5 protein-coding genes and 1 pseudogene are annotated in these 6,094 nt (G+C 71.6%); 2 read left to right on the forward strand and 4 right to left on the reverse strand.

Features of this window, described 5'->3' with window-relative positions; genetic code table 11:
- The 4 genes and pseudogenes from HO151_RS02450 to HO151_RS02465 form a co-directional block, all read right to left on the reverse strand.
- A pseudogene (locus HO151_RS02450) lies at positions 1–562 on the reverse strand (hypothetical protein); the annotation flags it as partial.
- Positions 544–1,281, reverse strand: a complete 738-nt coding sequence (locus HO151_RS02455; RefSeq protein ID WP_173894483.1) for an ABC transporter ATP-binding protein — start codon at positions 1,279–1,281, stop codon at positions 544–546. The gene HO151_RS02455 and the pseudogene HO151_RS02450, both read right to left, overlap by 19 nt.
- A gap of 439 nt (positions 1,282–1,720) precedes the next feature.
- On the reverse strand, positions 1,721–3,103 hold the full coding sequence (locus HO151_RS02460) for an aspartate aminotransferase family protein (RefSeq protein WP_173894484.1): 1,383 nt from the start codon (positions 3,101–3,103) through the stop codon (positions 1,721–1,723).
- Positions 3,088–3,603 carry an Lrp/AsnC family transcriptional regulator gene (locus HO151_RS02465; RefSeq protein WP_173894485.1) on the reverse strand — a complete coding sequence of 172 codons (516 nt, stop codon included), beginning with the start codon at positions 3,601–3,603 and terminating at the stop codon, positions 3,088–3,090. The genes HO151_RS02460 and HO151_RS02465 overlap by 16 nt, the downstream gene beginning before the upstream one ends.
- Before the next feature lie 211 nt (positions 3,604–3,814).
- Between HO151_RS02465 and HO151_RS02470 the strand changes: the two genes are divergently transcribed.
- Both HO151_RS02470 and HO151_RS02475 read left to right on the forward strand, forming a co-directional pair.
- Positions 3,815–5,251 (forward strand): gamma-aminobutyraldehyde dehydrogenase, encoded by a 1,437-nt coding sequence (locus HO151_RS02470; RefSeq protein ID WP_173894486.1) that lies wholly within the window; start codon positions 3,815–3,817, stop codon positions 5,249–5,251.
- A 169-nt stretch (positions 5,252–5,420) separates the two neighbouring features.
- Positions 5,421–6,094 (forward strand): SGNH/GDSL hydrolase family protein (locus tag HO151_RS02475; protein ID WP_368039392.1); only part of this gene is annotated, 674 nt, incomplete at its 3' end.

The following is a 6,094-nucleotide window of genomic DNA, read 5'->3' on the forward strand; positions in this document are numbered from 1 at the left end:
AGCCGCCCAGGCGGCCCGGGCGCCCGCCCGGTGGCGGGCCCGGCCTCAGCACGACCTGCGGGCGCAGCACCGCCGTGGCGGCCACCGACGCGAGGACCGGTACCAGCGTCAGCAGCGTGAGCGCGGCCGGCAGGGGCAGCGGCTGGTTCGCGGCGAGGAGGAGGGCCGCCTCGCCGTCGAAGGGAAGGTCGGACAGACCGCCCCGCAGGTGCAGGAAGAGCAGCAGGGCGGCCAGCGAGCCCAGCGTGCAGGACACGGCGGTCGAGAGGACCGTGAGGAGCAGCAGCCGCCCGGGGCCCAGGCCGATCGCCGAGAGCCCCTGGCGGGGCCGGGTGGCCGGGTCGGTACGGGCGACGGCGGCCGCGAACTGCACGGTGGCGGCGATCGGGACGGTGCACCAGGCGAGCCGGAGCGCGGCGGCCGCGGGGGTCTCCGGGTGCCCCAGCGCGTAGCCGAGGGTGCACAGCAGCAGGAAGCCCGTGCCCGCCGACGCCGTCGCGACGAGGAGCCTGCGGAACTGGACGGCGGGGCCGGACCCGCGCACTAGGCGGAGAGCGAGCACGTGGCCCGGCCTTCCGTCTCGCCGACCGGCGGCAGATGGACGGTGTCCACCCGCCGTCCGTCGAGCAGTGACACCGTGCGGTCGGCGAACGCCGCGGTCTCCGCGTCGTGCGTGGCCAGGACGACGGCGATCCCGTGCGAACGGGCCGCCGTGGTGAGCGTACGCAGCACCTGGGCGCGGTCCGCGCGGTGCAGCGGCGCGGTGGGCTCGTCGGCGAAGATCACGGTCGGCGCGGGCGCCAGGGCGCGGGCGATGGCCACGCGCTGGCGTTCCGCGTGCCGCAGGGCGCACGGGCGTTTGCGGGCGCAGCCGCCGATGTCGAAGCGGTCCAGCCACTCCAGGGCGGTCGCCTTGGAGCGGCGGCGGCCGACGCCGCGCAGCATCAGGAGCAGGGCCGCGTTCTCCCAGGCGTTCAGTTCCGGAACGAGCACCGGGGCCGGGTCGATCCAGCCGAAGCGGTCGCGGCGCAGCCGCTCGCGGGCCGCCCGGCCCAGGGTGTGGAGGGGGGTGCCGTCGAACCGGACCTCGCCCTCCTGGGCCAGGAGCTGTCCCGACAGGCACTGGAGCAGGGTCGTCTTGCCGCTGCCGCGCGGACCGCCGACGGCGAGGATCTCGCCCTCGCGCACCCCGAGCGAGACGCCGGTGAGTGCGGGTGCGCCGTTGTGCCTGACGTGCAGGGCGTGTGCCCGGAGCACGTCGTCGTCCGGCGGAGCCACCATCGCGTACACCTCTTCAGATCTGATTCGCGCTGCCCGGGCGGCCCGGAGGGTCGCACGGCCCCGGAAGGGCGCACGGCCCCCCCGGCCGGGGGAACGAGGGCAGGGCCGATCGGTCACTGGGCACGCTAGGTAGTCGGGGCGCGGAGGCCGGACAGCACACGGCCCCGGGGCGCCCTTTCTCACTCGAACGGGCGGCACCGGGGCCGGTGTTGATCACAGTTTCAGCTCAACGGATTCAGCGCATCGGAACCGGGGGCGGGGGCGGGGGCGGGGGCAGGGCGGTCCGGCCCGGTCGTCGGGTGCGGGTGGGCCGGGGCTGGGCGCGCAGTTCCCCGCGCCCCTCAAAAGCAGCAGTTGCCCGCGCCCCTCAAGAGCAGCAGTTGCCCGCGCCCCTCAAGAGCAGCAGTTGCCCGCGCTCCTCAAGAGCGACGGCCCGGCGTCACAGCTTCGTCCAGGCCTCCGTCAGGACCTGGCGGACGATCCCCTCGATCTCGTCGAACGTCGACCGGTCCGAGATCAGCGGTGGCGACAGCTGGATGACCGGGTCGCCGCGGTCGTCGGCGCGGCAGTAGAGGCCGTACTCGAAGAGCTTCTTCGAGACGAAGCCGTAGAGCACCCGCTCCGACTCCTCGTCCGTGAAGGTCTCCTTGGTGGCCTTGTCCTTGACGAGCTCGATGCCGTAGAAGAAGCCGTTGCCGCGGACGTCGCCGACGATCGGCAGGTCGTGCAGCTTCTGCAGGGTGGACAGGAACGCGCTCTCGTTGTCCAGCACGTGCTGGTTGAGCTTCTCGCGCTCGAAGATGTCGAGGTTCGCGAGGCCCACGGCCGCCGACACCGGGTGCCCGCCGAAGGTGTATCCGTGCAGGAACGTGGTGTCGCCCCGGTAGAACGGCTCGGCCAGCCGGTCCGAGATGATGCAGGCGCCGATCGGGGAGTACCCCGACGTCATGCCCTTGGCGCAGGTGATCATGTCCGGTACGTAACCGAACTTGTCGCAGGCGAACATCGTGCCGAGCCGGCCGAAGGCGCAGATGACCTCGTCCGAGACGAGCAGCACGTCGTACTGGTCGCATATCTCCCGCACCCGCTGGAAGTAGCCGGGCGGGGGCGGGAAGCAGCCGCCCGCGTTCTGCACGGGCTCCAGGAAGACCGCGGCGACCGTCTCCGGGCCCTCGAAGAGTATCTGCTGCTCGATCTGGTCGGCGGCCCAGCGCCCGAAGGCCTCCGGGTCGTCACCGAAGAGCGGCGCGCGGTAGATGTTGGTGTTCGGGACCTTGTGGGCGCCGGGGACCAGCGGCTCGAACGGGGCCTTCAGGGCGGGCAGACCGGTGATGGACAGGGCGCCCTGCGGGGTGCCGTGGTAGGCCACCGCGCGCGAGATGACCTTGTACTTGGTCGGCTTCCCCCGGAGCTTGAAGTACTGCTTGGCGAGCTTCCACGCCGTCTCGACGGCCTCGCCGCCGCCCGTGGTGAAGAAGACCTTGTTCAGGTCGCCCGGAGCGTGGTGCGCGAGGCGCTCGGCCAGCTCGACGGCCTTGGGGTGGGCGTAGGACCAGATGGGGAAGAAGGCCAGTTCCTTGGCCTGCCGGGCGGCCGTCTCGGCCAGTTCGGCACGGCCGTGGCCCGCCTGGACCACGAACAGGCCGGCGAGACCGTCGAGGTAGCGCTTGCCCCGGTCGTCGTAGATGTAGGTGCCCTCGCCACGGACGATCGTGGGGACGGGCGCGTCCTCGTACGAGGACATGCGGGTGAAGTGCATCCACAGGTGGTCGTACGCGGTGCGGCTGAGGTCCTTGGCAGTCACGGCTATCGGGTTCCCCACATGTAGGTCTGCTTCTTGAGCTTGAGGTAGACGAAGCTCTCGGTGGAGCGCACGCCGGGCAGGACCCGGATGCGTTTATTGATGACGTCCAGCAGGTGGTCGTCGTCCTCGCAGACGATCTCGGCGAGGATGTCGAAGGAGCCCGCGGTCATCACCACGTACTCGACCTCCGGCATGGCGGTCAGCGCGTCGGCGACCGGTTCGAGGTCCCCGTCGGCGTTGATGCCCACCATCGCCTGCCTGCGGAAGCCCACGGTGAGCGGGTCCGTGACGGCGACGATCTGCATCACGCCCTGGTCGAGCAGCTTCTGGACGCGCTGGCGCACGGCCGCCTCGGAGAGGCCGACGGCCTTGCCGATCGCGGCGTACGGGCGGCGGCCGTCCTCCTGGAGCTGCTCGATGATGGCGAGGGAGACGGCATCCGGCTGGGGAGTGCCGTTCCTGGACTCGCGGGAGTCCTTGGGGTCTGCGCTTCGACTGGCCACGCGCTCACTGTGCATGAGGGCTCGACAGTTCCGCAAGGTACGATCGATGAAATTCGTTGTCCAGGTGTTCCCAGTCTGCGGATTTCGCAGCTATGGGATCAGCAGGGGTGTTGAAAACGTCGGGGTGAGGATTAGGGTGGAGCCCGGGCGTCTCAGTCAGTGGACACCCGCGCCGCGCGGGACGCCGGGCACAGGACAACAGGACATCCGACAGGAGGGCCGGGCAGTGAGCACCGAGCTGCGTCGTCTGCGCAATTACATCGCCGGGGAGTTCCGCGATGCCGCCGATGGACGGACCACGGACGTGGTCAACCCCGCGACGGGTGAGGCGTACGCCACCGCGCCGCTGTCCGGCCGGGCCGACGTCGACGCGGCGATGGAGGCCGCCGCCGCGGCCTTCCCCGCCTGGCGCGACCAGACCCCCGCGGAGCGCCAGAAGGCACTCCTCAGGATCGCGGACGCCTTCGAGGAGCGCGCCGAGGAGCTCATCGCCGCCGAGGTCGAGAACACGGGCAAGCCCGTCGGACTGACCCGCTCCGAGGAGATCCCGCCGATGGTCGACCAGATCCGCTTCTTCGCGGGCGCGGCGCGGATGCTCGAAGGCCGGTCGGCCGGCGAGTACATGGAGGGCCTGACCTCGATCGTCCGCCGTGAGCCGATCGGCGTCTGCGCGCAGGTCGCGCCGTGGAACTACCCGATGATGATGGCCGTGTGGAAGTTCGCCCCGGCGCTCGCCGCGGGCAACACGGTCGTGCTCAAGCCGTCCGACACCACCCCGGCCTCCACGGTCCTGATCGCCGAGATCATCGGTTCGATCGTCCCCACGGGCGTCTTCAACGTCATCTGCGGCGACCGCGACACCGGCCGCCTCATGGTCGAGCACCCGACCCCGGCCATGGCGTCCATCACCGGTTCCGTACGGGCCGGCATCTCCGTCGCCGAGTCCGCCGCCAAGGACGTCAAGCGGGTCCACCTGGAGCTCGGCGGCAAGGCGCCCGTCGTGGTGTTCGAGGACACCGACATCGCCAAGGCCGTCGAGGACATCTCGGTGGCGGGCTTCTTCAACGCGGGGCAGGACTGCACGGCCGCCACCCGCGTCCTCGTCCAGGAGTCCATCCACGACGAGTTCGTGGCCGCGCTGGCCAAGGCGGCAGCCGACACGAAGACGGGCCTGCCGGACGACGAGGACGTGCTGTACGGGCCGCTCAACAACCCGAACCAGCTGAAGCAGGTCAGCGGCTTCATCGAGCGCCTCCCCGCCCACGCCAGGGTCGAGGCGGGCGGCCACCGGGTCGGCGAGAAGGGCTACTTCTACGCCCCGACCGTCGTCTCCGGCCTGAAGCAGGACGACGAGATCATCCAGAACGAGGTCTTCGGTCCCGTCATCACCGTCCAGTCCTTCACGGACGAGGCCCAGGCCGTGGCGTACGCGAACGGCGTCGAGTACGCCCTCGCCTCCTCCGTCTGGACGAAGGACCACGCGCGCGCGATGCGCATGTCCAAGGTCCTCGACTTCGGCTGCGTGTGGATCAACACGCACATCCCGCTGGTCGCGGAGATGCCGCACGGCGGCTTCAAGAGGTCCGGGTACGGCAAGGACCTCTCGGGCTACGGCTTCGACGACTACACGCGGATCAAGCACGTCATGACGTCGCTGGGCTGAGCCGGTCGGCCGTCCGTCCTGCGCGTGGTACGCGGTGCGCGGCCCCGGGTGGAGTCACCTCCGCCCGGGGCCGCGTGGCGTCCCGGCCGCCCCCGCCTGTTGCCGCCCCTTGTCATACTCAACAAAGTGAATAGAGTACTCGTAGGCTATGGAGAAAGGCGGTCCTCCCGTGTCCGAGCGCGGATATCTGCGGTACGTCGCCCTGGGGGACAGCCAGACCGAAGGGCTCGGCGACGGTGACGACGTGCTCGGGCTGCGCGGGTGCGCCGACCGGTTCGCGGAGGAGGTCGCGGCGGGGTGCCCGGACCTGCTGTACGCCAACCTCGCCGTCCGCGGGCGTCTCGCCGGGCAGGTGCGCGCCGAGCAGCTTCCGCCCGCCCTGGCGCTGAGGCCCGACCTGGCCACCGTGGTCGCCGGGATGAACGACCTGCTGCGGCCCCGCTTCGACGCGGACGAGACGGCGGGCCACCTGGAGGCGATGTTCGCCGCCCTGACCGGGCAGGGCGCCCGTGTCGCGACGGTGACCTTCCCCGACGTCGGCCGGATCACCCCGCTGGCACGGCCGGTCGGCCGCCGGGTCCTCGCTCTCAACGCCCGCATCAGGGAGGCGGCCGGACGCCACGGGGTGGCCGTCGCCGACCTCTCCGCCCACGCCGCGGTGACGGACCCCCGCCTGTGGAGTGCGGACCGGCTGCACGCGAGCCCGCTCGGTCACGCGCGGATCGCCGCCGCGGTCGCGCACGCCCTCGGTCTGCCGGGCAGCGACGACGCCTGGACGCTGCCGCTGCCTCCCGGCGCACCGGCGCCCGGAGGTCTGCGGGGCGTCGCGGCGGAGCTGCGGTG

It is taken from the genome of Streptomyces sp. 8P21H-1, from assembly GCF_013302945.1.